Raw genomic sequence first — 25,541 nt, 5'->3', positions numbered from 1 at the left:
ACAGGGGCTGAAAAATCAGCAAGTTAGCCTGACGAGGCTGCGCTCATGGCTCGACCGCATACCGCGTTGCCGGTAATGGCGAGCTGCTATTCGCGACCACATTCGCCGACAGCCAGGAATGGCATTGCCGCTCGGAAATGTGTTCGCCGACAAAAGAAAAAAGGAGTCCGCCTGTGGCTATTCGCTATGGCAAAGGGCTGATAGGAGGAGTGGTTGTCGTCGCTCTCCTGGCCCTGCTGGTCCACTGGATCGGCATCAACACGATCGAACTGTACCGCGACGATTTGTTGTTTTACCTGCAAGCTCATTTGATCCTTGTTCTAGTCTCCATGCTGGCAGCCCTGATTGTGGGCATCCCCGCCGGTATCCTGCTCAGCCGACCGAACATGGTCGGGCGCGCAGAACGCTTCATGCAGATCTTCAACATCGGCAATACCGTCCCTCCCCTGGCCGTACTGGCCATCGCCCTCGGTGTCCTCGGCATCGGCAGCGGCCCTGCGATCTTCGCGCTGTTCCTCGCCTCGTTGCTGCCGATTGTGCGCAACACCTATGAAGGCCTGAAAAACGTACAAGGCTCCCTGAAAGAAGCCGCCGTGGGTATCGGCATGACCCCGCGCCAGGTGCTGTTTCGGGTGGAGCTGCCCAACGCCGTGCCGATCATCATCGGTGGCGTGCGTGTGGCCCTGGCGATCAACGTCGGTACCGCGCCCCTGGCCTTCCTGATTGGCGCCAACAGCCTGGGCAGCCTGATCTTCCCCGGCATCGCCCTGAACAATCAGCCGCAACTGTTGCTCGGCGCCGCGTGCACCGCGCTGCTGGCCTTGCTGCTCGACGGCCTGGTGACCATGGCCAGCCGTCTCTGGCTGGAACGCGGGTTGCGTCCGTCTTAAGGCTTGGCAAAGGAAATCACATGAAAAAACTGACATTGATATTGAGCTGCGTCCTGCTGTTCGCAGGATTTGCACAAGCCGCTGAAAAACCGGTCATCCGCATCGGCGCCCGAGTGTTCACCGAACAGACCCTGCTCGCCGAAATCACTTCCCAGTACCTGCGCACCAAGGGTTACGACACCCGTGTGACCGGCGGCCTGGGCAGCAACCTGGCGCGCAGTGCCCAGGAAAGCGGGCAGTTGGACCTGATCTGGGAATACACCGGCGTGTCGCTGGTGGCCTATAACCACGTCGACGAGAAACTCGACAGCGAACAGTCCTACGCCCGGGTGAAAGAACTCGACGCGAAAAAAGGCCTGGTCTGGCTCTCCCCGTCGAAATTCAGCAACACCTACGCCCTGGCGCTGCCAGAGAACGTGGCCAAGGAATTCCCGCAGATCAACAGCATCAGCGACCTGACCACGGCCCTCGCCGAGAAAACCAAGGGCACGCGCCTGGTGGCCCTCGACACCGAGTTCGCCAACCGTTCCGACGGCATGGCCGGCATGGTCAAGCTCTACGAAATGAACCTGACCCGCAAGAACACCCGGCAGATGGACGCCGGCCTGGTGTACACCGCGCTGCGTAATGGCCAGGTGTTTGCCGGTTTGGTCTACACCACCGACGGTCGCCTGAACGCCTTCAAATTGAAGCTGCTGGAGGACGACAAGCATTACTTCCCGGACTACACCGCAGCGCCTGTGGTGCGTCAGGTTTATCTCGACGCCCACCCTGAATTGGCCGCCGACCTGAAACCGCTGGCCGCGCTGTTCGACAACGAAACCATGCGCCAGCTGAACGCGCGGGTCGACGTCGACCATGAAAGCCCGTCCGCCGTGGCCGCAGATTTCCTGCGCCAGCATCCGATCAACTAAGAGGAGAAGACATGGAATTCCTGAACGCCTTTTCCCATCTTGATTGGGCCCAAGTCCTGCACCTGACCTGGCAGCACATCACCCTGGTCGGCATTGCCGTGATCCTGGCAATCGTCGTGGGCGTGCCCCTGGGCGTGCTGATGACCCGCTTCCCGACACTCGCCGGCCCGTTGCAAGCCAGCGCCACGGTGCTGCTCACCGTGCCGTCGATTGCCTTGTTCGGCCTGCTGCTGCCGTTCTACTCCAAGTTTGGCCAGGGCCTGGGGCCGATGCCGGCGATCACCGCCGTGTTCCTCTACTCCCTGCTGCCCATCATGCGTAACACCTACCTCGCCCTCACCGGCGTTGAGCCGGGCATCCGCGAAGCCGCCAAAGGCATCGGCATGACCTTCGGCCAGCGCCTGCGCATGGTCGAGCTGCCGATTGCCGTACCGGTGATCCTCGCCGGTGTGCGCACCGCCGTCGTCATGAACATTGGTGTGATGACCATCGCCGCCACCATCGGCGCCGGTGGCCTGGGTGTACTTATTCTGGCTTCCATCAGCCGCAGCGACATGTCGATGCTGATCGTTGGCGCCGTGCTGGTCAGTCTCCTGGCCATCTTCGCCGACCTGCTTCTGCAATGGCTGCAACGCACGCTGACTCCAAAAGGACTGCTCAAATGATCGAACTTCAAAACCTGACCAAGACCTTCCAAAGCAACGGCAAGACCATTACCGCCGTTGATTCCGTAAGCCTGACCGTCAACGAAGGCGAAATTTGCGTATTCCTCGGCCCGTCGGGCTGCGGCAAGAGCACCACGCTGAAGATGATCAACCGCCTGATCAAGCCGACCTCGGGCAAGATCCTGATCAACGGCGAAGACACCACCGACCTCGACGAAGTGACCCTGCGTCGCAACATCGGCTACGTGATCCAGCAGATCGGCCTGTTCCCGAACATGACCATCGAGGAGAACATCGTTGTCGTGCCCAAGCTGCTGGGCTGGGACAAGCAGAAATGCCACGACCGCGCCCGCGAATTGATGAGCATGATCAAGCTGGAGCCCAAGCAGTACCTGCATCGCTACCCGCGTGAACTGTCCGGTGGCCAGCAACAGCGGATCGGCGTGATCCGCGCCCTGGCGGCCGATGCACCGTTGCTGCTGATGGATGAGCCGTTCGGTGCGGTCGACCCGATCAACCGCGAGATGATCCAGAACGAGTTCTTCGAGATGCAACGCGCGCTGAACAAGACCGTGATCATGGTCAGCCACGACATCGACGAAGCCATCAAGCTGGGTGACAAGATCGCGATCTTCCGCGCCGGCAAGCTGCTGCAGATCGATCACCCGGACACCCTGCTGGCCCACCCTGCCGATGAATTCGTCAGCAACTTCGTGGGCCAGGACAGCACCCTCAAGCGCCTGTTGCTGGTGAAGGCCGAGGATGCGGCGGACAACGCACCGTCCGTCAGCCCGGAAACGCCGGTGGCAGATGCCCTGGAGCAGATGGACGAACTCGACCGTCGCTACGTGGTGGTCACCGATGCCGAGAACAAGGCACTGGGTTATGTGCGACGTCGCGACCTGCACCGTCAGACTGGCACCTGCGGCCAGTACCTGCGCGAGTTCAACGCCACGGCGGCGTACGACGAGCATTTGCGCATCCTGCTGTCGCGCATGTACGAGTTCAACCGCTCGTGGTTGCCGGTGATGGATGCGGAGCGGGTGTTCCTGGGGGAAGTGACCCAGGAGTCGATTGCCGAGTACCTGAGTTCCGGTAAGTCCCGTGGGGGCAAGACCAGTATCGTGTCGCCTGCCGAGACAGCACTGGCCTGATTGACTTCTGTGGCGAGGGAGCTTGCTCCCGTTGGGCTGCGCAGCAGCCCCAAAAAAGCCGGGAGCGCTACGCACTCCAGCGGGAGCAAGCTCCCTCGCCACAGCAAGCTCCCTCGCCACAAAAGCGCTCCAAATTCCCCTCGAATAACACTCCTGGGGGAACATCAATCCGTCACACCGGTCGGTTACATAAGTAGCTGCACGCGGCCTCACGACGAACGCGTGCAAAAACGCGACATTTTTAGTTGATCTATAGCCCCTCACGTCCTAAAGTTCGCGCCGAACGTCCATGCTGGAAACGATCCATCCGGCTCAAGTACTGACGACGAGACAGCAAGGCCAAGGGAAGCGGTTGATCCCATGGCCTTTTTGCTTTCGGCGACATGCCTTGGGAAGTAGGCGAACCAAAGTGGGGATACGGAGGACGTTCATTTGCACCCATTGATCAATCTAGTTTGCCAGTAGGAGTTCCCAGCATGTCGATCCAGGTCGAAGACTATTTCGCGCGCGCCACTTTTGACAAAATGAAGGCGTTCGCCGATACCCAGGAAACCCCGTTCGTGGTGATCGACACCGCGATGATCAGCCAGGCCTACGATGACCTGCGCGCCGGTTTCGAATTCGCCAAGGTGTACTACGCCGTCAAGGCCAACCCGGCCGTCGAGATCATCGACCTGCTCAAGGATAAAGGCTCGAGCTTCGACATCGCGTCGATCTACGAGCTGGACAAGGTCATGGACCGCGGCGTCAGCCCCGACCGTATCAGCTACGGCAACACCATCAAGAAATCCAAGGACATCCGCTACTTCTACGAGAAGGGCGTGCGCCTGTTCTCCACCGACTCCGAAGCCGACCTGCGCAACATCGCCAAGGCCGCGCCGGGTTCGAAAGTGTACGTGCGTATCCTCACCGAAGGCTCGACCACGGCCGACTGGCCGCTGTCGCGCAAATTCGGCTGCCAGACCGACATGGCCATGGACCTGCTGATCCTGGCCCGCGACCTGGGCCTGGTGCCTTACGGCATCTCCTTCCACGTCGGCTCGCAACAGCGTGACATCAGCGTGTGGGACGCGGCGATCGCCAAGGTCAAAGTGATCTTCGAGCGCCTGAAGGAAGAAGACGGCATCCACCTGAAGCTGATCAACATGGGCGGCGGCTTCCCGGCCAACTACATCACCCGCACCAACAGCCTGGAAACCTACGCCGAGGAAATCATCCGCTTCCTCAAGGAAGATTTCGGTGACGACCTGCCGGAAATCATCCTGGAACCGGGCCGTTCGTTGATCGCCAACGCCGGCATTCTGGTGAGTGAAGTGGTATTGGTTGCGCGCAAATCCCGTACCGCCGTCGAGCGTTGGGTATACACCGACGTGGGCAAATTCTCCGGCCTGATCGAAACCATGGACGAAGCCATCAAGTTCCCGATCTGGACCGAGAAGAAAGGCGAGATGGAAGAAGTGGTCATCGCCGGCCCCACCTGCGACAGCGCCGACATCATGTACGAGAACTACAAGTACGGCCTGCCGCTGAACCTGGCGATTGGTGACCGGATGTACTGGTTGTCTACCGGTGCGTACACCACCAGCTACAGCGCAGTTGAATTCAATGGCTTCCCGCCGCTGAAATCGTTCTACCTGTAAGCCCCCCTTGTAGGAGCCGGCTTGCCGGCGATAGGGCCCTTGAGATCACATTGATCGTTCGGGCCTCATCGCCGGCAAGCCGGCTCCTACAGGTTTAATTGCGTAGCACGATCCTGATAGGCCTCGGCCATCGCCCGTATCTGCGGGTCATTGGCGGCAGACAACGCCTTGTGCGCCACACGCAAAAACTTCAAATTCCCGCCCGCCAGCGCCTTGCGCAGCCACTCCAGCGCCGCGTCGACCTGGCCGCGATCCGCCAACACCGCCGCATAACTGAACTGCCCGCGAAAATCCCCGCCTTCTGCTGACCGGCGATACCACCCCACCGCCGCCTCCAGATCCCTCGGGCAGAACTGCCCTTCTTCCAGGTAACGCCCCAACAGGTTCATCGACTTGGCATGGCCCAGTTCCGCTGCCTGTCGATAACACGCCAGCGCCAGGACTTGATCCTCGGCAACCCCGCGTCCGGTCGCCAGCAGGTTGGCGTAGTTGTACAAGCCCCAATCCAGCCCGGCCTCCGCCGCCAGCCGATATTCCCGGGCCGCCGCCACGGCATCCGCCTCGCAACCCCAGCCATGCTCCAGGCAACGCCCGAGCATATTACGCGCCATCAGATGCCCGCCTTGGGCCGCAATGCGGAACCAGCGCACCGCCAGCGCTTCATCGCGCTCGATGCCACGCCCTTCCAGCAGGATCTGCCCGAGCAGCGCCTGGGCATCCACCACGCCCTCCTTCGCCGCGATCAGAATCGCCTGGGCAGCGCGCACCGGGGAATCGTCGAGCATGCTCTGCAATTGCTCGACGTTGAGCACTTCTTCTCGACGCAATAAAAAGCCCATGGTCAGACCTCAACCCAGCGGCGCAGCAGGTTGTGATAAGTGCCGGTGAGCTGGATCAGCGCCGGGTGGTCGGGCACGTCCCGGCTCAACTGCTGGATCGCACCGTCCATCTCGAACAGCAAGGTGCGCTGGCTGTCTTCGCGCACCAAGCTCTGGGTCCAGAAAAACGAGGCGTAGCGCGCGCCACGGGTCACGGCGTTGACCTTGTGCAGGCTGGAGCCGGGGTACAGCACCATGTCACCTGCTGGCAACTTGACCCGTTGCAAGCCGAAGGTGTCCTGGATTTCCAGCTCGCCGCCGTCGTAGTCGTCGGGGTCGCTGAAAAACACGGTGGAGGACAGGTCGGTGCGCACTCGCTCGTGGCTGCCCTTGGACTGGCGCACGGCGTTGTCGATATGGAAGTCGAAACTGCCGCCAGCGGTGTAACAGTTCACCAACGGCGGGATGACCTTGTGCGGTAACGCCGCTGACATAAAGAGCGGGCTTTTCCACAGGCGCTCAAGGATCGCCGCGCCGATTTCCTTCGCAAGCGGGTGGCCTTCCGGCAGTTGCAGGTTGTGTTTGGCCTTGGCCGACTGATGCCCTGCAGTGATTTTGCCGTCGGCCCATTCGGTGTGCGCCAGGGCTTCGCGGATGCGCAGCACTTCCTCGCGAGAGAACAGGCCGGGAATGTGCAGCAACATGAGGGCGTTACCTGAAAACAGTGAGGCGCCAATGGTAGTGATTCTTATTGACTGTGTACAACCCTACTCCGCCCAAAGGACGAACGAGAGAGTAAAAACCGTAAGCAAAAAGTGTAAAGAACGTAAATTCAGTGCGAATAGTAATGTATCGCAATTGATATAAAGTCTTGTTCTCCCTATATTCCGCGGCCTCAACTCCTTGGGGAAAGGACACTGTCATGCCGCGCACTTCGATAAAAACACCTGCCAGTTCACCGCGTTTGCTGGCCTCGGCCATCGGCGTTGCCATCAGTGCCAGTGCTGCCGCCCAAATGGCGCAAGCAGCTGAAGACACCGAGCAGAAAGGCGAGCGCAACAGCATTTCCCTGGGTGCCACCAGCATCACCGGCCAGGAACAGGACAGCACGTCCTACCAGGTCGAAAAAGCCTCCTCGCAGAAGTACACCGCACCGCTGGTAGATACCCCGCGCTCGGTCACAGTCGTGCCGCAACAAGTACTCAAGGACACCGCCGCCACCTCGCTGCAGGATGCCTTGCGCACCGTGCCGGGGATTACCTTCGGCGCCGGTGAAGGCGGCAACCCTCAGGGCGACCGTCCGTTCATTCGCGGTTTCGACGCCCAGGGCGATACCTACCTCGACGGCGTGCGCGACACTGGCGGCCAGAGCCGTGAGATCTTCGACATCGAATCCATCGAAGTCAGCAAAGGCCCCAACTCGTCCTTCGGCGGTCGCGGTTCGGCCGGCGGCAGCCTCAACCTGGTGAGCAAGACGCCACAGGCGCGGGACTTCACCAACGGTGGTTTCACCTACGGCTCCGACCAGACCCGCCGCTACGTGCTCGACGTCAACCGTCAGTTCCTCGACAGCGCGGCCTTCCGCCTGAACCTGATGAGCCACGAACAGAACGTCGCCGGGCGTGACGCCGTCAACTACGACCGTTGGGGTGTGGCGCCGTCGCTGACCTTCGGCCTGGGCACACCGACCCGCGTCAACGTCAGCTACTACCACATGGAAAGCAACGACCTGCCGGATTCGGGGATTCCGTATGGCTACAGCTCGCCGACCGCCGCTACCCACGGCCATGACAAACCCACCGATGGCGGCGACAGCAATAACTTCTACGGCCTGAAAGATCGCGACTTCCGCAAGACCCGCGCCGACATCAGTACGTTCTCCATCGAGCACGACCTGAACGAGAACATGACGCTGAAAAACACCCTGCGCCATGGCAACACCGGGCAGGATTACATCCTCACACAACCGGACGACAGCAAGCGCAACGTCAGCCAGTTCGGCACCGTATGGCGCCGCGCCAACGCCCGCGTGTCCACCACCGAAACCACCACCAACCAGACCGACCTGTTTGGCAGCTTCCAGGCCCTGGGCTTCAAGCACTCTTACTCCACCGGCCTGGAATTCACCGGTGAAGAAACCCGTGTCAGCGGCTACAACTTCGGCACCTCCAACAACGCGCAAGTGTGCAACCCCGGCACCGCGCCCAGCTGTACATCGTTGAGCAATCCAAACCCGAACGACCCGTGGAACAGCAGCATCACGCGCAACTACAACGGCACCAACACCAAGGCCACCAGCCGCGCGGCCTACGTGTTCGACACCATCGAGCTGGACCCGCAATGGCTGCTGAACGTCGGCCTGCGCTACGACACCTTCGACACCGTGGCCAACACCAACGCGGTGCCAAGCGCTACCGTCAAGGCCCGCAGCAAGATCAAGAACGACAGCCAGTTCTTCAACTGGCAGGCCGGCCTCGTCTGGAAGCCAGCGGAAAACGGCAGCATCTACGCCTCCTACGCCACCTCGGCATCGCCTGCCGGCGGCCTGGTGGGTGAAGGCGCCGACGGCAACCCGCTGTCTGCCGGGGCCGCCACCAGCGACCTGCAACCGGAAGAAACCGTCAACTATGAGCTGGGCACCAAGTGGGACCTGTTCCATGATCGCCTGTCCCTGACCGCCGCAGTGTTCCGCACCGAGAAGAAAAACACGCGGATCCTGGTGGACGCGCTGACCTATGAAAACGGCGGTGAATCCCGCGTCGACGGCCTGGAGTTGTCCGCCAGCGGCAAGCTCACCGATCACTGGCAAGTGTTCGCCGGCTACAGCTACCTGAAAAGCGAACTGGTAGACCCGGGGTTGAACGGTCGTAACGGCGTCATCAGTAGCGGCTCCAGCAAGGGCAACCAAATGCCCAACACGCCGAAGAACAGCTTCAGCCTCTGGACCACTTATGACGTGACACCCAAGCTGACCATCGGCGGCGGTGCGTTCTATGTCGACGAAGTGTATGGCGATGCAGGCAACACCGTGTACGTGCCGTCCTACACCCGCTACGACGCGATGGCCAGCTACAAGCTGACCAAGAATGTCGACCTGCAACTGAACGTGCAGAACCTGACCGACAAGACCTATTACGACAAGGCGTTCGCCGCACACTTCGCCAACCAGGCGGCAGGCCGCACAGCCATGTTGACCACCAGTTTCCATTTCTAAACCGATACAAATCACCGCACAAAACCCCACGCATCGGATGCGTGGGGTTTTTGCGTGTAAAAAAGAATCTTTCTCGACAACTCGCGGCATAATGCGCGCCGTGAGACACCTAACCTGATGACGAGGCCGTACGACGTGTTGAAGAAAACCCTGTTCCAGTTGCATTGGTTCTTCGGCATTACCGCCGGGCTGGTGTTGGCCTTGATGGGGATCACCGGCGCGACGGTGTCGTTCCAGGACGAAATCATCGAGGCGCTGAACCCGACCATATTGACGGTTGAACAGCGCCCGGCCGGTGTACTGCCGCCCGCTGAACTGGTGCACCTGTTGGAAGCCCGGGAAGGCAAAGTCGTGTCGATGCTCACGGTGCAACCCGACAGCACCAATGCCGCCAAGGTCTGGTTCACTCCACCGCCCGGTGAACGTCGCGGCCAGATGCGCTACTTCGACCCGTACACCGGCGACTACCTGGGCGACCCCGTCGGCCAGGACTTCTTCGGCTTCGTGCTGCAACTGCACCGCTTCCTCGCCATCGGCGACACTGGCCGGCAAATCACCGGCGCCTGCACTTTGATCCTGGTGTTCTTCTGCCTCTCGGGCCTGTACCTGCGCTGGCCGCGCCAGGTGGCAAGCTGGCGTGCGTGGTTGACCCTGGACTGGCGCAAAAAGGGTCGCAGCTTCAACTGGGACCTGCACTCGGTGTTCGGCACCTGGTGCCTGCTGTTCTATCTATTGGCGGCGCTGACCGGGCTGTTCTGGTCCTACGAATGGTACAGCGACGGCATGACCAAGCTGCTGTCCGACGCTCCGCAAAACGAACGGGTACGCAAGCGCGGCCCGGCGCCGGAAGGCCCGACGCCCGTGGCCAATTACGACGCGATCTGGAGCAGCATCTACAGCAACGCCGGCCCCGGCTTGAGCGGCTACAACATCCGTATGCCTGCAGTGGCCGGCCAGCCCGCCACGGTCTACTACCTGCTGAAGACCTCGCCCCACGACCGCGCCCTGAACCAGATCAACCTCGACCCGGCCACCGGCGAGGTCAAGTCCCACGCCACCTACGCCGGCAAAAGCTTCAAGGCGCAGATTCTGACCAGCATCTATGCACTGCACACCGGCAGCTATTTCGGCCTGCCAGGGCGGATCATCCTGACCTTCACCGCGCTGCTCATGCCGCTGTTCTTTATCACCGGCTGGCTGCTGTACCTGGACCGTCGCCGCAAAAAACGCCAAGTGCGCGATGCACGCAAAGGCCTGGCCGATAACCACAGCGACGCACCGGCCTGGCTGATCGGTTTTGCCAGCCAGAGCGGCTTTGCCGAGCAACTGGCCTGGCAGACCGCCGGGCAATTGCAGGCCGCCGGCTTGCCGGTGAAGGTGCAGTCGCTGGGCAGCGTCAGCGAAGCGGATTTGCGCCAATCGAGCAATGCATTGTTCGTGGTCAGCACCTTCGGCGACGGCGAAGCGCCGGACAGCGCCCGGGGTTTCGAGCGCAGCGTGCTCGGCCGGGACGTGTCCCTCAAGGGCTTGAACTACTCCGTACTGGCCTTGGGTGACCGCCAGTATCAACACTTCTGCGGCTTCGCCCGGCGCCTGCATTTCTGGCTGACCAACCAGGGCGGCAACCCACTGTTCGCCCCGGTGGAAGTCGACAGCGGCGACACCGATGCCCTGCTGCACTGGCAGCAACAACTGGGTCAACTGACTGGCCATGTACCGGCGACGGCATGGGCCACCGCGACTTATGAAAACTGGACGCTGAGCCAGCGCACGCTGCTCAATCCGGACAGCAGTGGCTCCGGCGTCTATCTGCTCGGCCTCACCCCACCCGCGCCCCGGGATTGGCTGGCGGGTGACCTGGTGGAAGTGCTACCGCGCAATTGCCCGTGGGCCATCGAACACTTCCTGGAGGGTCTGGGCTTGGCCGGCAGTGAAGGTGTCGTGGTCGACGGCCTGACCCACACCCTGGACCAGGCGCTGGCCAGCCGCCAACTGCCGGACAATCGCGCGCACCTGGTGGGCCTGCATGCCCAGGCGCTGGTCAATGCACTGGTGCCGTTGAGCATGCGCGAATACTCCATCGCCTCGATTGCCAGCGATGGCGTGCTGGAACTGATCGTGCGCCAGGAACGCCACTCCGACGGCAGCCTGGGTGTGGCTTCCGGCTGGCTGACCGAGCATACGCCGCAGGGTTCGAGCATCAGCCTGCGGCTGCGGCGCAACAGTGGGTTCCATTTGCCAACCGAACCGGTGCCGATGATTCTATTGGGCAACGGCACTGGCCTGGCCGGGTTGCGCAGCCTGCTCAAGGCGCGGATCGCCGACGGTCAGCAGCGCAACTGGTTGCTGTTTGGCGAACGCAATATCGCCCACGACTACCACTGCCAGGACGAGCTGCAAGGCTGGCTGGCCAGCGGTGACCTGGCGTTGCTGGACCTGGCGTTCTCCCGGGACCAGGCAGAGAAAATCTACGTTCAGGATCGCCTGCGTGAGTCGGCTGATGTGCTGCGTAAATGGGTGGCGGAAGGCGCCGCGATTTATGTCTGCGGCAGTTTGCAGGGGATGGCGGCGGGTGTGGATCAGGTGCTGCACGATGTGTTGGGCAGTGAAGCCGTCGAGCGGTTGATCGAGCAGGGGCGCTATCGCCGGGATGTCTACTAGCCTCTTCCAGCCAATGTAGATCGACTGTAGGAGCTGGCTTGCCTGCGATAGCGGTGGATCAGTCGATAATTTATTGACTGATCCACCGCTATCGCAGGCAAGCCAGCTCCTACATTTTTAACTGCATTCCAAATCAGGCGGGCTGCAGCTTCTGCTCGAACACCGACACGCCATCCAGGTCCCGCAAAATCACCGTCAACTCCGCCGTCTGCCCATCAATCTGCACCTCGCCAAAAAACTGGAAGCCGGCAAACGGCGAGCTGTTCTGCACCGTCGGTGCCTTCTCGAACACCACTTGCGGGCCAAACGTCTTATCAAGCAGATTAGGCCCGAAACTCCCGGCATTCAGCGGCCCGGCGACAAACTCCCAGAACGGCTCAAAGTCCTGGAACGCCGCCCGGTCCGGGTGGTAATGATGGGCCGCGCAGTAATGCACATCCGCCGTCAGCCACACGTGATTGCGCACCTGCTGCGCCCGCAAAAACCCGAGCAATTCGGCGATCTCCAATTCCCGTCCCTGGGCCGGGCCCGGGTCGCCGTTGGCGATGGCCTCCCAGCGCGGCACACCGGGGCTGACTTCACCGTCCGGCACGCCGAGGCCAATGGGCATGTCGGCGGCGATGACTTTCCACTGGGCCTGTGAGGCCTTCATTTCGCGCTTGAGCCAGTCCAGTTGCTCACGCCCCAGGAACGGTTTTTCGCCGCCGAGGTTGTCGTCGTTGGGCCCGCGATAGCTGCGCATGTCCAGCACAAACACATCCAGCAACGGGCCATAGCTGAGCTTGCGATAGATGCGCCCGCCCTGGTCGGCGCTCTGCCGGCGCATGGGGGAATATTCCAGCCAGGCCTGGCGTGCGCGGCCCACCAGGGTGTTGATGTCGCGGGTCTTGTAGCGCTCATCCAACTGCTTGCTCGGCGACCAGTTGTTGATCACTTCGTGGTCGTCCCACTGCCAGATCTGCGGCACTTCGGCGTTGAAGCGGCGCACGTTGTCGTCCATCAGGTTGTAGCGGTAGTTGCCACGGTATTCATTCAGGGTTTCGGCGACTTTGCTCTTGGCTTCGGTGGTGATGTTGCGCCAGAGGCGTCCGTCTTCGGTGGTCAGTTGCGCGGGCACCGGGCCGTCGGCGTAGATGGTGTCGCCGCTGTGGATAAAGAAGTCCGGCAGGCGCAGGCGCATGGCTTCGTAGATGCGCATGCCGCCGATGTCCGGGTTGATGCCGAAGCCTTGGCCAACGGTGTCGCCGCTCCATACGAAGCGGATGTCCCGGCGCTGTTGCGGCACGCTGCGCAAATGGCCGAACCAGGGCTCGCTGGCCACGCCGGTCTGGGCGTCTTCGAAGTGCACACGGTAGAAAATCGCCTGGTCGACGGGCAGGCCGGTGAGTTCGACACGGGCGGTGAAGTCGGTGCGGCTGTCGGCCAGGGGCGAGACGAATTTGCGCGGGTTGCTGAACACGCTGCGGGTGTCCCACTCCACCACCATCCGTGCCGGGCGGTCGCTGCGGCTCCAGATCATCGCGCGGTCGCCCAGCAGGTCGCCGGACTGCACGCCGTCGGTGAGCTGCGGGCGGTCCTTGACCGAGGCGATCACCGCCGGCGCGAGGCCCGGCAGCAACAGGCCGGCGCCGACGGCTTGCATCACGCGGCGGCGGCCGAGATTGAAGTGGCTCATGCAGGTTCCCTCTCGAGCAGCAAAAGGGAAACTTAAGCATGGGGGCGTGAAGGGCGTGTGACACCCTCTCAGACACTGGAGATCAAATGTGGGAGCTGGCTTGCCTGCGATGGCGGACTGCCAGTTGACATCCCTGTTGCTGATGCACCGCTATCGCAGGCAAGCCAGCTCCCACATTGACCGAGTCAGACCTTGACGGGCGCGACCGTCAACTCGACCGCTTCGGGCCGCTTGATCAAGGCATACACCACCGCCGTCAACAAACTCCCCGCCACAATCGCAAACAGATACAGCAGCGCATGGTTGATTGCATTCGGGATCAACATCACGAACAAACCGCCATGGGGCGCCATCAGCTTGCAGCCGAAATACATCGACAGCGCACCGGTCAATGCGCCGCCGGCGATGCTGGCCGGGATCACCCGCAGCGGGTCCTTGGCGGCAAACGGAATCGCGCCTTCGGAGATAAAGCACATGCCGAGGATCAGCGCCGCCTTGCCGGCCTCGCGTTCGGTCTGGGCGAACTTGCGTCGTGCCAGCAAGGTGGCGATGCCCATGCCAATCGGCGGCACCATACCGGCGGCCATGGTCGCGGCCATCGGCGCGCCGCTCTGGGCCGCCAGCAGGCCGACGGAAAACGCATAGGCCGCCTTGTTGATCGGCCCACCCAGGTCGACGCACATCATGCCGCCCAGCAAGATGCCCAGCAGCACGGCGTTGGTGGTGCCCATGGTGCTGAGGAAATCCGTGAGGCCGGTGAGCATCTGCGCCACCGGCGGCCCCACCAGGTAAATCATCGCCAGGCCCGTGAACAGGCTCGCCAGCAACGGGATGATCAGGATCGGTTTGAGGGCTTCCAGGCTCTGTGGCAAGCGGATCGCGCGGCTGATGAATTTGACGCAGTAGCCCGCCAGGAAACCGGCGAAAATCCCGCCGATAAACCCCGCCCCCAAGGTGCTGGCCAGCAGGCCGCCGATCATCCCGGGCGCCAGGCCCGGACGGTCGGCAATCGAATAGGCGATGTAGCCTGCCAACAGCGGCACCATCAGCATGAAGGCCTGGTCACCGACGGTTTTCAGCGCGGCGGCCAGGGTGCCTTTTTCTTCAAAGGCATGAATGCCGAACACGAACGACAGGGCGATCAGCAGACCGCCCGCCACCACCATCGGCAGCATGAACGACACGCCGGTCAGCAGGTGTTTGTAGACACCGGTCTTTTCCGACTTGGCAGCGGCGCCGCTGGCGGCGGACTCCTGCTTGGCTTCGGCCAGCGCCTTGTTGAGAGTCGCCTCCGATTGCTTGAGCGCAATCCCGGTGCCACAGCGATAGATTTTCTTGCCGGCAAATCGCTCGGTGGCGACTTCAATATCCGCCGCCAGCAGCACCACGTCAGCGTCACGAATCGCCTCCGGGCTCAGCGGCGTGCGGGCGCCTACCGACCCCTGGGTTTCCACCTGCAGGTCATACCCCAGGCGCTTGGCGGTTTGCTGCAACGCTTCGGCAGCCATGAAGGTGTGGGCGACGCCGGTCGGGCACGCGGTGATCGCAACGATACGCGGCGTGCTTTTAGCCGGAGCCGCTTCAGCCACCTGCACCTGGGCCTCTTCGGCCCCGCGACGCAACACCGCTTCCACATCCTGCAACGCCTGGGCCGGCGTGCTGCGGAATACGCGCTTGCCGACAAAACGCTGCATGTCCACCGGGGTGCTGGTGACCAGCAATACCCACTCAGCGGCCTCAAGGGTGGCCGCCGACAACTGGCGTTCCGGGTGTTGCACATCGACCACTTCGACGCTGGTGCTCCAGCCCTGGCGTTGTGCGGCGGCGTCCAGCAAGCGGGCGCACAGCACGCTGGTGACCATGCCATTCGGGCAGGCAGTAACAATGGCTAACTTCATGACCAACCCTCTTATTGTTCTGTCAGCGGGCGCACGTGGACGCCGCTCTGCAAAGACTCAAGCTGTGCGTCGTCGGTGATGCCGAAGCCGATCTGCGTGACCGCCATCGCGGCGATTGCGGTGGCGCGGCGCAAGGTGGTTTCGGGCACGTCGAAGGTCAGCAAACCGTGGAGCATCCCGGCCAGCAGCGAATCCCCGGCACCCACGGTGCTGGCCACGCTGACCTTGGGCGGCGTGGCGTGCAACGCCGTGCCGGGGCTATACCAGCTCACGCCCGCAGCACCGTCGGAGACCACCACATGTTCCACACCCAACTGGTGCAGCTCGCGGATTGCATCCGTGGAATGACCCAGGGCATCGGCCAGTTCTTCAGTGTTGGGTTTGATCAACCAGGGGCCGGCATTCAGCCCGGCGCGCAAGGCTTCACCGCTGGTGTCCAGGGCGACTTTCAAACCAAGGTTTTTCAGTTGCTGCAGCAAGCCCTGGAACCACTGCGGGGTGATGCCACGAGGCAGGCTGCCGGCCACGACGACCGCATCGTATCCGGGTGCAATCCGCGCCAGTTGTTCAAGCAACGCCTGTTGCGCCTGCTCGCTGACCACCGGGCCCGGTGCATTGACGTCCGTTACCCGCCCATCCTGCTCGGCGATCTTGATATTGCTGCGGGTTTCGCCCGGCACACGAATAAACGCATCGGTAAAACCACGCCGCGCAATCAGCATCTCAAACGCTTGAGGATTGTCCTCCCCAAGAAAGCCGCCCACGGTCACCTGATGGCCAAGGTCCGCCAGCACCTGGGCCACGTTCACGCCCTTGCCGGCAGCGTGAGTGATCATCGCTTCGCTGCGGTTGACCTCACCCGGTTCCAGGCGGGCCAGGCGTACCGTGAGGTCCAACGCCGGGTTCAGCGTCAGGCTTAAAATCCTTGCCATTTACACGGCCTCCACAAGCGCACGCACTTCGGCGGGAGAACCCACCGCCAGGGCTTTTTGGGCCAGGCCTTGAGCCTCGACCAGACTGAATTCACGTACCCGCGCCTTGACCTCGGGGATGCTGCGCGCCGAGACGCTCAGCTCATCCACACCCAGGCCGATCAGCACCGGAACCGCCAGCGGGTCGGCCGCCAACTCGCCGCACACGCCCACCCATTTGCCATGGGCATGGGCGGCGCGCACGGTGATGTCGATCAATTGCAGCACCGCCGGGTGCAGGCCATCCGCCTGGGCCGACAGCGTCGGGTGGCCACGGTCGATGGCCAGGGTGTACTGGGTCAGGTCGTTGGTGCCGACGCTGAAAAAGTCCACTTCCTTGGCCAGCACCGGCGCCAGCAGCGCGGCCGACGGCACTTCGATCATGATCCCCAGTTGCAGGTCGGCCACCGGGATTTCCAGGCGCAGGCGCTCGGTCATCTCACGGGCCTGGCGCCACTCGTCAACGCTGCCGACCATGGGGAACATGATGCGCAGCGGACGGTTGTCCGCCGAGCGCAGCAACGCGCGCAATTGCGCTTCCATGATCTGCGGGCGTTGCAGGGTCAGGCGAATGCCGCGCACGCCGAGGAAGGGGTTTTCTTCCTTGGCGATCGGCCAGTACGGCAGCGGTTTGTCGCCGCCCACATCGAGGGTGCGCACCACCAGCGGCCGACCGCCGAGGCCGTCGAGCACGCGGCGGTATTCGGCTTCCTGGGTGGCTTCGTCGGGCGCCTGTTTGTGGGCCATGAAAATCAGTTCGGTGCGCAGCAGGCCAATGCCTTCGGCGCCCTGCTCCACCGCGCTGGCAACCCCGGCGCTTTCGCCGATATTGGCGAACACTTCGACGGCGTGGCCGTCGCGGGTCAGGGCCGGCTCATGGCGTTGCGCGGCAGCGGCTTGCAGGCGTTGTTCGCGGGTGTCGCGCTCGACGGTGGCACGCTGCAAGGTGGCGGCGTCGGCGTCGACATGCAGGCGACCGCGCTGGCCATCAAGCAATAGCGGCGTGCCGGACGCCAGCAGCAACACGGCAGCGCCTGCGCCCACCAGCGCCGGAATGCCCAGGGCACGGGCGACGATGGCGCTGTGGGCGGTGGCGCCGCCACGGGCAGTGAGGATGCCGGCGACACGCACCGGATCCAGGCGTGCCACGTCCGAGGGGCCGACTTCGTCCATCACCAGGATGTAGGGTTCGTCGGGCTCCTGAGCAGTTTCGACGCCACACAGTTGCGCCAGCACGCGGCGGCCAATGTCACGCAGATCGGCCGCGCGCTCGGCAAGCAAGGCGTCCTGCAGCGACTCCTGCTGTTTGGCGGCGGCTTCGATCACGCTCATCCAGGCCGCTTCGGCGCTTTCGCCTTGCTTGAGGCGCGTCTCGACTTCGTCGGTCAGTTCCGGGTCGTCGAGCATCTCTTGATGGGTGATGAAGATTTCGCGGATGGCCTTGGATTTACTGCGCTCGATCAGGCCCTGGATATCCTGGCGAACGTCGGTCAACGCGGCGTGCAGGCGTTGGCGCTCGATCACCGGCGACTCGCCGCGCAGCGGGTACTCGAAGGGTTGCAGCACCTGGATATGTGCCGGGCCAATCGCGATGCCGGGAGCGGCGGCGATGGCCTGGATCAGGCTGCCGGATGCTGGCGCGCTGAGCACCGGTTCGATGTCGACCACAGCCTGTTGAACGCTGACCGCCGGCAGCGGCTCGACGTCTTCGCCAAGGCCTTCTTCCACCGCCGCCAACAACGCCGGCAAGGCGTCACCGGCAATGCCCGGTTCAGCGACAAACTCCAGCACCTGACCACGACGCGCGCCGAGGCTCAGCAACTTGCTCAGGCTTTTTACCGACACGGCGCTGACGTCGCCATCCACGATGCGCACACGGATTTCACCGTCAAAACTTTTTGCCAACTGCGCGAGGATCTTCGCCGGGCGCGCATGCAAGCCGTGGGCGTTGGCCAGGACGATGCGCACGCTTGGCCAGTCGGCAGGCAACTCACCGCCGAGCACTTCCAGCACGGCGCGGCTGCTGGTGGCACGGCCGAGTTCCTGGCCGCGACCTTCGATCAGCAAGGCACACAGGCGTTCGAGCAAGGTTTGGTGTGCCTCGCCCAGGCTGGCCAGGCAGAACAGGCCACTCAAGGGCTGGCCCAGGTAACGCATGGGTTTGTCCGGAGTGACAAAGGCCAGGCCCGGACGTTTGACCGTCTGCTCGCTGTGCAGCCACCACAGGCCATCACCCAGGGGCAGCGCGTCGACTTGCTGCAGCACGGCGGCAAAACCATTGCTCACGCAATCGGCCTGGCGCAACAGGCGCGCGCCTCTCCAGACAAGCTCTTCGAAATCGTCAGCCGACACGCCCAGGCCGATCATCTGTGCATCCAGCGCCAACTCCTGCGGCGCGCCTTGCAGCAGCTTCAGCAAGGCTTCGGCGGAGCCGGCGCGACGCAGGGCCTGGCCCAGGTCGGTCTCGCCGAGGGCGCGGGTCAGCAGTTGCAGCAGGCGCAGGTGTTCGTCGGATTTGGCGGCAATGCCGATCGCCAGGTAGACGATCTGGCCATCGCCCCAATCCACACCGTCGGGAAACTGCAGCAGGCGCACGCCGGTGGCGAACACTTGGTCGCGGGTCTCAGGGGTGCCGTGGGGGATGGCGATGCCTTGGCCGAGAAAGGTCGAGCCCTGGGCTTCACGCGCTTGCAAGCCACTGAGGTATCCCTCGGCGACCAGGCCATCGGCCACCAGTTTTTCAGCGAGCAGTTGCAAGGCAGCAGACTTATCCACAGCCGTCTGGCCCATGGAAATCTGCTCGTGGGTGAGCTCAAGCATGCCGTTCTCCTAGTTAGTGCGGCGGGCGCACTAGGTATTATTTTGAATAAATCAGTGCAAAAGCGTTCGAATAAAATTGACTGAGTGGTCAGTTGGCAGGACCACGTTCGTCGCGATAATCGTAAAAATACGCTTGCTGAAACGTTTAATCTAGAATTTATGGCAGATTACGCGTTAATTAAGCATGATTGAAGAGCCACTCGGCTGTTGAGTTGCGACAATGGTCGCCTGCAGTAATCGGTTACGATTGGACAAAATGTCGGGGCAAGCTCTAAAAAACAAGGAAATCCCGGTTTGAAACTCAGTGATATCGCGCGCATTGCCGGTGTGTCCGTGACCACCGCCAGCTACGTCATCAATGGCAAGGCCGAACAGCAACGGATAAGCAGCGCAACCGTCGAACGGGTGCGCGCCGTGGTTGAAGAACATGGCTTTACGCCCAATCCCCAGGCCGCCGGGCTGCGCAGCCGGCACACCCGTACCCTGGGCTTTATCCTGCCGGACCTGGAAAACCCCAGTTACGCCCGGATCGCCAAGCTTCTGGAGCAAGGCGCACGGGCCCGTGGCTATCAACTGCTGATCGCCAGCTCCGACGACGACGCCAACAGTGAACGGCAATTGCTGCAACTGTTCCGCGCCCGCCGTTGCGATGCGCTGTTTGTTGCCAGTTGCCTGCCGGCCAGCGACGACAGCTACCGTGAACTGCAAGCCAAGGGCCTGCCGGTGATCGCCATCGACCGGGTCATGGAGTCTACGCAGTTCTGCTCGGTGGTCAGTGATGATCGCCAGGCCTGCCAGCAATTGACCAGCAGCCTGCTGCAACCGCTGCCCAAGCAGATCGTGTTGATCGGCGCCCGGCCCGAGCTGAGCATCAGCCAGGAACGTACCGCCGGCTTCAAGGAAGCGCTGAAAGACTTCAGCGGTGAAGTGCTGATCGAACAGGGCGAGGCCTTCAGTCGCGACTGTGGCCGACAGTTGATGGAGCAATTGCTGCAAAGCCTGGGGCATTTGCCTGACGCGCTGGTGACGACGTCCTACGTGCTGCTGCAAGGCGTGTTTGATGCGCTGCATGATTTCCCGCTCAAATCCCGCCCCCTGCGCCTCGGCACCTTTGGCGACACCCAGTTGCTGGACTTCCTGCCGCTGCCAGTGAACGCCATGGCCCAGCAGCATCAATTGATCGCCGACACCGCGCTGCGCCTGGCGCTGGCGGCCATTGAAGAACAGCACTATGCGCCGGGCGTGCATGCCATCGGCCGTACCTTCAAGCAGCGGATTCACGCGGAGTAAGCGGTGTGGAGCTGATCGACAGCCACACCCATCTGGACTTTCCGGACTTCGATGCCGATCGCAGTGAAGTCCTGACGCGCAGCCGCGATGCGGGTGTGCGCCGGATGGTGGTGCTGGGCGTCTATCAGCAGAATTGGCAACGGCTGTGGGACCTGGTGCAAACGGACGCGGATCTATTCGCCGCTTTCGGCCTGCATCCGGTGTATCTCGACGACCATCGCCCCGCCGACCTGACGGAGCTGGGCGACTGGCTGACCCGCCTGAGCGGCCACCGGCAACTGTGTGCGGTGGGGGAAGTCGGCCTGGATTACTTCCTCGAACAACTGGATCGCGAACGCCAGCAGGCCCTGTTTGAAGCCCAACTGAAGTTGGCCGTGGATTTCCAGCTCCCGGCGCTGCTGCACGTGCGCCGCAGCCACGGCGCGGTGATCGCCACCCTCAAGCGCATTCGCCTGCCACGGGGCGGCATCATTCACGCATTTGCCGGCAGCCAGGAAGAGGCTCGCGAGTACATCAAGCTCGGTTTCAAACTGGGCCTGGGCGGCGCGGCGACATGGCCCCAAGCCCTGCGGATGCACAAGGTGATCGCCCGGCTGCCGCTGGAAACCGTAGTGCTGGAAACCGACTCGCCGGACATGGCGCCCGTGATGTACCCCGGCCAGCGCAACAGCCCCGAACACCTGCCGGACATCTGCACCGCTCTGGCGGAGCGCATGGGCATCAGTCCTTCAGCGTTGGCGCAAGCGAGCACCCGCAATGCCTGCGAGCTATTCAACTGGTAAGGGTTTTACTTCACGCAGTGTCAGGGTCATTCGCTGGCGGTGACGGGCATAGCGCAAGGTGATGAAGTAGATCAGCACAGCCACCAGTGAGATGTTGAGCTGCCCGATCACGCTGATCAGCCCTATCCACTCCGCCACCAGTGCCACCAGCAGCGCCGCGCTGGTGAGTACGATCATGCTCGGGCGCAGCAGGCCAAGGTTGTCCAGGGACTTGAACTGCTTCAACTGCTTGGGGCAACTCGGTTCCACGCCTTTGTGGCAATACGGGCACTCAAAGGGTTCGTTGATGGCAATGGCGTTGAGCTGCCAGGGCTTGAGCTCAAAGGACACATCGCAAAGGACGCAATGCCCTCTGACGCCGACAATGGCAGCGGTCATAAGCGAACCTCCGAGAAATATGTGGCACAAATTTTGGTCTATTTTGGCAGCGGAAAAAGGTCAGCACCAAAAATAAGACAAATGCCACGCCATCTTCGAAGTTGTCCTACAGCCAAACCTCACACCCGAAAGGCACCGATCAACTGCTTCAGCTCGATCACTTGCAAGGACAACTGCCGGCTGGCCTCTTCGGTCTGGTGCGCGCCGTGTGCCGCGTGTTCACCGGCACGGTTGATTTCAACGATGTTCTGATCGATATCGTGGGCCACGGCGGTCTGCTGCTCGACGGCAGCGGCAATCTGCTGGTTCTGGTCGACGATCATGCCCACGGCGCCGAGGATATTTTCCAGCGCCTGCTGGACTTTTTCCGACTGGCCCACGGTGCCATTGGCCATCTCATGACTGGTGCCCATGGCCTTCACCGCCGCGCCGACGCCGCTGTGCAGCTTGGCGATCATCTGCTCGATTTCCTCGGTGGAGTGTTGGGTGCGCCGGGCCAGGGTGCGCACCTCATCGGCCACCACAGCGAACCCGCGCCCTTGCTCACCGGCGCGCGCGGCCTCGATGGCGGCATTCAGCGCCAGCAGATTGGTTTGTTCGGCAATGCTCTTGATCACGTCCAGTACGCGGCTGATGGACTGGCTATCGATGGCCAGCTGGTTGATCACCCGCACCGATTGATCGATCTCCGAGGCCAACGCTGCGATGCTGCCTTGCTGGGACTGCACCAGGCCACGACCGCTGACGGTTTCATCGTTGACGCTGTGGGCGCTGCTGACCGCCGCTGCCGCGCTGCGGGCCACTTCCTGGGCAGTGGATGACATCTGGTTCATGGCGGTGGCCACTTGCTCGATCTGGCTGCGCTGGCCGGACACGGCCTGGTTGCTACTGGCCGAAACCGACTCCACTTGCCCGGCCTGGTGTTCGACCTGGTTGACGGTGTGCCCTACCCGCTCGATCAAGTCATGGATCTTGGCCACAGTGCCGTTGAACACCTGGCCCAAGTCCCCCAGTTCGTCACGGCTGTGGGCGACGAAGGTGACGGTCATGTCGCCCGCCGCCACCTTGTCCATCATCGCCCCGAGGCGGCGCAGGGTGGTGCGGGTGGAGGCGTAGAACCCGGCGTACAGGTAGAAGATCAGCAAAAACACCGAGGACAGGGCGGCGACCAACCCGATCATGTGTGTGCGGTTTTCCGACAGGCGCTGCTCCAGTTGCTGCTCGAGGAACGCCAGGGTGGCTTCGTCCAACTGATAGGTCTTGGCCATCAATGTGCTGACTTCGTCGTAGAACCCTTGCCACGGGGCGTCCAGGGTTTCGGCCATGACGACCTGTTCTTCGAACAACTCACTGCCTTGCTTGAGGCTGGCTTTGCTCGCGTCCGCCAGGCTCGCCAGGGCGGCGTGAGCGGGTTTGCTGGCGCCGAGGGCGTCTTGCAGTTTCAGGCCATATTCGGCCTGGAGTTTTTCCAGTTGCTGCAGCAATTCATCAAAGCGGGTACTGGAAGATGAGTTGAGAAAGCCCTGGCCCAGCGAATAAGCCCCCATCGCCCGGCCTTCGCCCAGGGTCTGGGTGACGAGCGGAGTGACGCTGGTGATCAGTTCGCTGAGTTGGCGCAGGTCACCTTGGCGGTCACGGCTCAAGCCCGACTGGCTGGCAATGATCTGGCTGAGCATTTGCGCCTTGTTGAGGAGTTTGCCGATCAGCGCGCTTTTGCTGAGCAGCGAGGTTTCCTGTTGCTGGGCCTTGAACGCAGCGATCATTTCATCGCGTTTGCCTTCGAAGGCGGCGGCTTGTTCGGGGTCGGCGGACAGCGCCTGGAAGCGTTGCAGGCGCTGCAACAGGCTCTGTTCAAGGGCGACGATCTTGCCTTCGATATCACCGGCCTTTCCCGACTGGCCAAGGGTTGCGTTGATCTGCACCTGGTTGTTCAAGGTTTCCAGGTCGCGACGCAGGGCCAGGCTGCTGCCCAGCAGGTCGAGGCTTTGCAGCTCGATGCGGGTGCCCTGGAATTCACGCCAGGAATCACGCACCAGGTAGTAATTGGTAGCCAGCATGGGCAACAGGAACAGCACGCTGATCAGGCTGAACTTCATGCCGAAGGTCAGGCGGTTCATGAACGCGACGGCGGGATAGAGCAAGCTCTTCACAGGTGAACTCCCTTTTCTTTTATTTTTATTGAGGGCGCAGGGCGGCGGCAGATAGCCACTATTTGGCGCTCTGTCTGTATAGCTCAATTCGAAAAGGAGGTTTGTAACTTAAGGTTAACGAGGTAGGAGGAAGGAGCGAGCAAGCTCGCTCCTACAGGGGTGGATCAGGGCAGCACGGTCCAGATGGCGAAGCCGGCGTACCACAGCACGGCGGCGCGCAGCAGCAGTTCCCAGATTCGGTCGAGGCTGTTGATGCCCTCGGCGCCCACCACCGGCGGCGGGATTTCAGCGGCCACCAGGCCGACCTTGTCCACCAGTTGCGCCGCCGTGATGTCCCAGCTCAGCAGCTCATGCAGCATCACCCGGCCGACCGCCACAAAGTTGCCCACCAGGGCGAAACTTGCCGCCAGCAGGCGTACCGGCAACCAGTCGAAGGCATGGCGCAATTGCCCGGCACGTTCGGCCACCAGCGGGTTCTGGCTGTTTTCGGTGGCCAGCGCCAGCAGCCGGTAGGCCAGGGCCGCAACCGGCCCGAGGAGGAAGTACCAGAAAATCACCGCAAAGAAGCTTTGGTAGGCCTGCCACAACAGATGGCCCTGGACCCGTTCCAGCAACTGCTCGCCACTGTCGGCGCTGATGCTCAAGTCGCGCTCGGCCACATGCTCGGCGGCTTGCAGGTCACCCCTGCGCCAGGCATCCCGAAACGGTCCCAGCCCGGCCAATAGATCGCCACGGCCCAGGCTGTAGATCACCACCAGCAAATGCACCGGCAGCGCCAACAGGCCATAGGCAACGGGCTCCAGCACCAGCAACAACAGCGCGAGCAAGGCCACCGGCAGCAGCACCAGCAACGCCAGTATCAGCCACGGCTGTTTGCCCAGGCTGGCGCTCGATTCCAGCTTGGCCAGCTCACGCAGCCAACCGCCATCACGTTGTATACGCTGGCGCAGGGCCGAGAACTTCTCGATCCATACCGCCAGCACCAACACCAGAAAACTCATTGTGCGTGTCCTCCATCCTGCAAGGCGCTGCGAAAGCGCGCCCAATCAAAAGCGGGTCCGGGATCGGTCTTGCGTCCCGGGGCGATATCGCTATGGCCACAAATGCGCTGGCGGGTAATGCCCGGGTACGCCGCCAGCAACTGGCGCGTCAGGGTAATCAGGGATTGATACTGGGCATCGGTGAAAGGCAGGTCGTCCGTACCTTCCAGCTCGATCCCCAAGGAAAAGTCGTTACAGGTCTCGCGGCCTTCAAAGCTGGATATACCAGCATGCCAGGCCCGGTCCCGACACGAAACAAACTGCGTCACCGCACCCTCACGCTCAATCAGAAAATGCGCAGAAACCCGTAGGTCGGCAATGCCTTCAAAGTAGGGATGTTCCGTGACATCCAGACGATTCTGGAAAAACTCGTGCACCTTGCCGGTGGCGAATTGCGCAGGCGGCAGGCTGATGTTGTGCACCACCAACAGGGAAATCTCGCCACCGGGGCGCTCGTTGAAGTTGGGCGAGGGGCAATGACGAATGCCCTGGCACCAACCGCTGGCGGGGTCCAACTGCATACAGGTTCCTTGAACGAGGCTGGGGTGACTCAGTATGCCGCGTTCCGCTGTCTGGTTGCG

The 25,541-nt window shown here is 62.3% G+C and carries 19 protein-coding genes; 9 read left to right on the top strand and 10 right to left on the bottom strand.

The genetic code is table 11. The features are described 5' to 3' along the window. Positions 1–173: 173 nt before the first annotated feature. From HX875_RS12435 to HX875_RS12415, 5 genes are all read left to right on the top strand, one after another. On the top strand, positions 174–890 hold the full coding sequence (locus tag HX875_RS12435) for an ABC transporter permease (RefSeq protein ID WP_177043411.1): 717 nt from the start codon (positions 174–176) through the stop codon (positions 888–890). Positions 891–910: 20 nt separating this feature from the next. Then, positions 911–1,804 carry a glycine betaine ABC transporter substrate-binding protein gene (locus HX875_RS12430; protein WP_177043410.1) on the top strand — a complete coding sequence of 298 codons (894 nt, stop codon included), beginning with the start codon at positions 911–913 and terminating at the stop codon, positions 1,802–1,804. Positions 1,805–1,815: 11 nt separating this feature from the next. After that, positions 1,816–2,469: an ABC transporter permease gene (locus HX875_RS12425; protein WP_003215973.1), complete on the top strand. Its 654-nt coding sequence runs from the start codon at positions 1,816–1,818 to the stop codon at positions 2,467–2,469. Then, entirely contained in the window at positions 2,466–3,623 is a 1,158-nt protein-coding gene (locus tag HX875_RS12420; RefSeq protein ID WP_008437274.1) for an osmoprotectant ABC transporter ATP-binding protein OsmV, read from the top strand. The genes HX875_RS12425 and HX875_RS12420 overlap by 4 nt, the downstream gene beginning before the upstream one ends. A gap of 476 nt (positions 3,624–4,099) precedes the next feature. Next, a complete protein-coding gene (locus HX875_RS12415) occupies positions 4,100–5,263 on the top strand; it encodes a type III PLP-dependent enzyme (protein ID WP_003215969.1) in 1,164 nt (387 codons plus the stop codon). Between the two features lie 86 nt (positions 5,264–5,349). Here the strand turns inward: HX875_RS12415 and HX875_RS12410 are convergent, their stop codons facing one another. Together HX875_RS12410 and HX875_RS12405 are read right to left on the bottom strand one after the other, a co-directional pair. Continuing rightward, positions 5,350–6,102, bottom strand: coding sequence for a tetratricopeptide repeat protein (locus HX875_RS12410; protein ID WP_177043409.1), 753 nt, complete (start codon positions 6,100–6,102; stop codon positions 5,350–5,352). A gap of 2 nt (positions 6,103–6,104) precedes the next feature. Then, the gene (locus tag HX875_RS12405; protein ID WP_177043408.1) at positions 6,105–6,785 is read right to left on the bottom strand and encodes a Fe2+-dependent dioxygenase; all 681 of its coding nucleotides are present in this window, start codon (positions 6,783–6,785) and stop codon (positions 6,105–6,107) included. 218 nt (positions 6,786–7,003) lie between these two features. Here HX875_RS12405 and HX875_RS12400 point away from each other — a divergent pair, with 218 nt between their 5' ends. Next, positions 7,004–9,295, top strand: a complete 2,292-nt coding sequence (locus HX875_RS12400) for a TonB-dependent receptor (RefSeq protein WP_177043407.1) — start codon at positions 7,004–7,006, stop codon at positions 9,293–9,295. Between the two features lie 135 nt (positions 9,296–9,430). Continuing rightward, the gene (locus HX875_RS12395) at positions 9,431–11,956 is read left to right on the top strand and encodes a PepSY domain-containing protein (RefSeq protein ID WP_177043516.1); all 2,526 of its coding nucleotides are present in this window, start codon (positions 9,431–9,433) and stop codon (positions 11,954–11,956) included. Positions 11,957–12,089: 133 nt separating this feature from the next. Here HX875_RS12395 and HX875_RS12390 read toward each other — a convergent pair whose 3' ends face one another. From HX875_RS12390 to ptsP, 4 genes are all read right to left on the bottom strand, one after another. Beyond that, positions 12,090–13,631, bottom strand: a complete 1,542-nt coding sequence (locus HX875_RS12390) for an alkaline phosphatase D family protein (protein ID WP_177043406.1) — start codon at positions 13,629–13,631, stop codon at positions 12,090–12,092. A 185-nt stretch (positions 13,632–13,816) separates the two neighbouring features. Beyond that, positions 13,817–15,529 carry a PTS fructose-like transporter subunit IIB gene (locus tag HX875_RS12385; RefSeq protein WP_177043405.1) on the bottom strand — a complete coding sequence of 571 codons (1,713 nt, stop codon included), beginning with the start codon at positions 15,527–15,529 and terminating at the stop codon, positions 13,817–13,819. Positions 15,530–15,540: 11 nt separating this feature from the next. After that, positions 15,541–16,461: a 1-phosphofructokinase gene (gene pfkB / locus HX875_RS12380; protein ID WP_177043404.1), complete on the bottom strand. Its 921-nt coding sequence runs from the start codon at positions 16,459–16,461 to the stop codon at positions 15,541–15,543. Next, positions 16,462–19,320, bottom strand: a complete 2,859-nt coding sequence (gene ptsP, locus HX875_RS12375) for a phosphoenolpyruvate--protein phosphotransferase (RefSeq protein WP_177043403.1) — start codon at positions 19,318–19,320, stop codon at positions 16,462–16,464. It lies immediately after the preceding gene. Between the two features lie 294 nt (positions 19,321–19,614). Between ptsP and cra the strand changes: the two genes are divergently transcribed. Both cra and HX875_RS12365 read left to right on the top strand, forming a co-directional pair. Continuing rightward, positions 19,615–20,610 carry a catabolite repressor/activator gene (gene cra / locus HX875_RS12370; protein ID WP_177043402.1) on the top strand — a complete coding sequence of 332 codons (996 nt, stop codon included), beginning with the start codon at positions 19,615–19,617 and terminating at the stop codon, positions 20,608–20,610. Positions 20,611–20,615: 5 nt separating this feature from the next. Then, complete coding sequence (locus tag HX875_RS12365) at positions 20,616–21,392, top strand: TatD family hydrolase (RefSeq protein WP_177043401.1); 777 nt, start codon at positions 20,616–20,618, stop codon at positions 21,390–21,392. Here HX875_RS12365 and HX875_RS12360 read toward each other — a convergent pair. The 4 genes from HX875_RS12360 to ampD form a co-directional block, all read right to left on the bottom strand. Continuing rightward, on the bottom strand, positions 21,378–21,770 hold the full coding sequence (locus tag HX875_RS12360) for a hypothetical protein (RefSeq protein WP_177043400.1): 393 nt from the start codon (positions 21,768–21,770) through the stop codon (positions 21,378–21,380). The two genes, HX875_RS12365 and HX875_RS12360, sit on opposite strands and share 15 nt — an antisense overlap. A gap of 119 nt (positions 21,771–21,889) precedes the next feature. Continuing rightward, the gene (locus tag HX875_RS33120) at positions 21,890–22,594 is read right to left on the bottom strand and encodes a methyl-accepting chemotaxis protein (protein ID WP_371317250.1); all 705 of its coding nucleotides are present in this window, start codon (positions 22,592–22,594) and stop codon (positions 21,890–21,892) included. A gap of 1,490 nt (positions 22,595–24,084) precedes the next feature. After that, positions 24,085–24,921: a regulatory signaling modulator protein AmpE gene (ampE, locus tag HX875_RS12350; protein WP_177043398.1), complete on the bottom strand. Its 837-nt coding sequence runs from the start codon at positions 24,919–24,921 to the stop codon at positions 24,085–24,087. Beyond that, complete coding sequence (ampD, locus tag HX875_RS12345) at positions 24,918–25,481, bottom strand: 1,6-anhydro-N-acetylmuramyl-L-alanine amidase AmpD (RefSeq protein WP_177043397.1); 564 nt, start codon at positions 25,479–25,481, stop codon at positions 24,918–24,920. The genes ampE and ampD overlap by 4 nt, the downstream gene beginning before the upstream one ends. Positions 25,482–25,541 lie beyond the last annotated feature (60 nt).

The organism is Pseudomonas yamanorum (assembly GCF_013386765.1).
In the GTDB taxonomy this organism is placed as follows: domain Bacteria; phylum Pseudomonadota; class Gammaproteobacteria; order Pseudomonadales; family Pseudomonadaceae; genus Aquipseudomonas; species Aquipseudomonas yamanorum_A.
Note: the sequence above shows the minus strand (reverse complement) of the source record. Positions and strands in the feature narration are given on the sequence as shown.

What these genes read in the sequence shown, in the direction of transcription:
- HX875_RS12385 (WP_177043405.1), bottom strand. Translation starts at nt 15,529, where the DNA reads ATGAAGTTAGCCATTGTTACTGCCTGCCCGAATGGCATGGTCACCAGC.
- HX875_RS12405 (WP_177043408.1), bottom strand. Translation starts at nt 6,785, where the DNA reads ATGTTGCTGCACATTCCCGGCCTGTTCTCTCGCGAGGAAGTGCTGCGC.
- ampD (WP_177043397.1), bottom strand. Translation starts at nt 25,481, where the DNA reads ATGCAGTTGGACCCCGCCAGCGGTTGGTGCCAGGGCATTCGTCATTGC.
- HX875_RS33120 (WP_371317250.1), bottom strand. Translation starts at nt 22,594, where the DNA reads ATGTCATCCACTGCCCAGGAAGTGGCCCGCAGCGCGGCAGCGGCGGTC.
- ptsP (WP_177043403.1), bottom strand. Translation starts at nt 19,320, where the DNA reads ATGCTTGAGCTCACCCACGAGCAGATTTCCATGGGCCAGACGGCTGTG.
- HX875_RS12425 (WP_003215973.1), top strand. Translation starts at nt 1,816, where the DNA reads ATGGAATTCCTGAACGCCTTTTCCCATCTTGATTGGGCCCAAGTCCTG.
- HX875_RS12390 (WP_177043406.1), bottom strand. Translation starts at nt 13,631, where the DNA reads ATGAGCCACTTCAATCTCGGCCGCCGCCGCGTGATGCAAGCCGTCGGC.
- HX875_RS12360 (WP_177043400.1), bottom strand. Translation starts at nt 21,770, where the DNA reads ATGACCGCTGCCATTGTCGGCGTCAGAGGGCATTGCGTCCTTTGCGAT.
- HX875_RS12430 (WP_177043410.1), top strand. Translation starts at nt 911, where the DNA reads ATGAAAAAACTGACATTGATATTGAGCTGCGTCCTGCTGTTCGCAGGA.
- HX875_RS12400 (WP_177043407.1), top strand. Translation starts at nt 7,004, where the DNA reads ATGCCGCGCACTTCGATAAAAACACCTGCCAGTTCACCGCGTTTGCTG.
- HX875_RS12415 (WP_003215969.1), top strand. Translation starts at nt 4,100, where the DNA reads ATGTCGATCCAGGTCGAAGACTATTTCGCGCGCGCCACTTTTGACAAA.
- pfkB (WP_177043404.1), bottom strand. Translation starts at nt 16,461, where the DNA reads ATGGCAAGGATTTTAAGCCTGACGCTGAACCCGGCGTTGGACCTCACG.
- ampE (WP_177043398.1), bottom strand. Translation starts at nt 24,921, where the DNA reads ATGAGTTTTCTGGTGTTGGTGCTGGCGGTATGGATCGAGAAGTTCTCG.
- HX875_RS12420 (WP_008437274.1), top strand. Translation starts at nt 2,466, where the DNA reads ATGATCGAACTTCAAAACCTGACCAAGACCTTCCAAAGCAACGGCAAG.
- HX875_RS12410 (WP_177043409.1), bottom strand. Translation starts at nt 6,102, where the DNA reads ATGGGCTTTTTATTGCGTCGAGAAGAAGTGCTCAACGTCGAGCAATTG.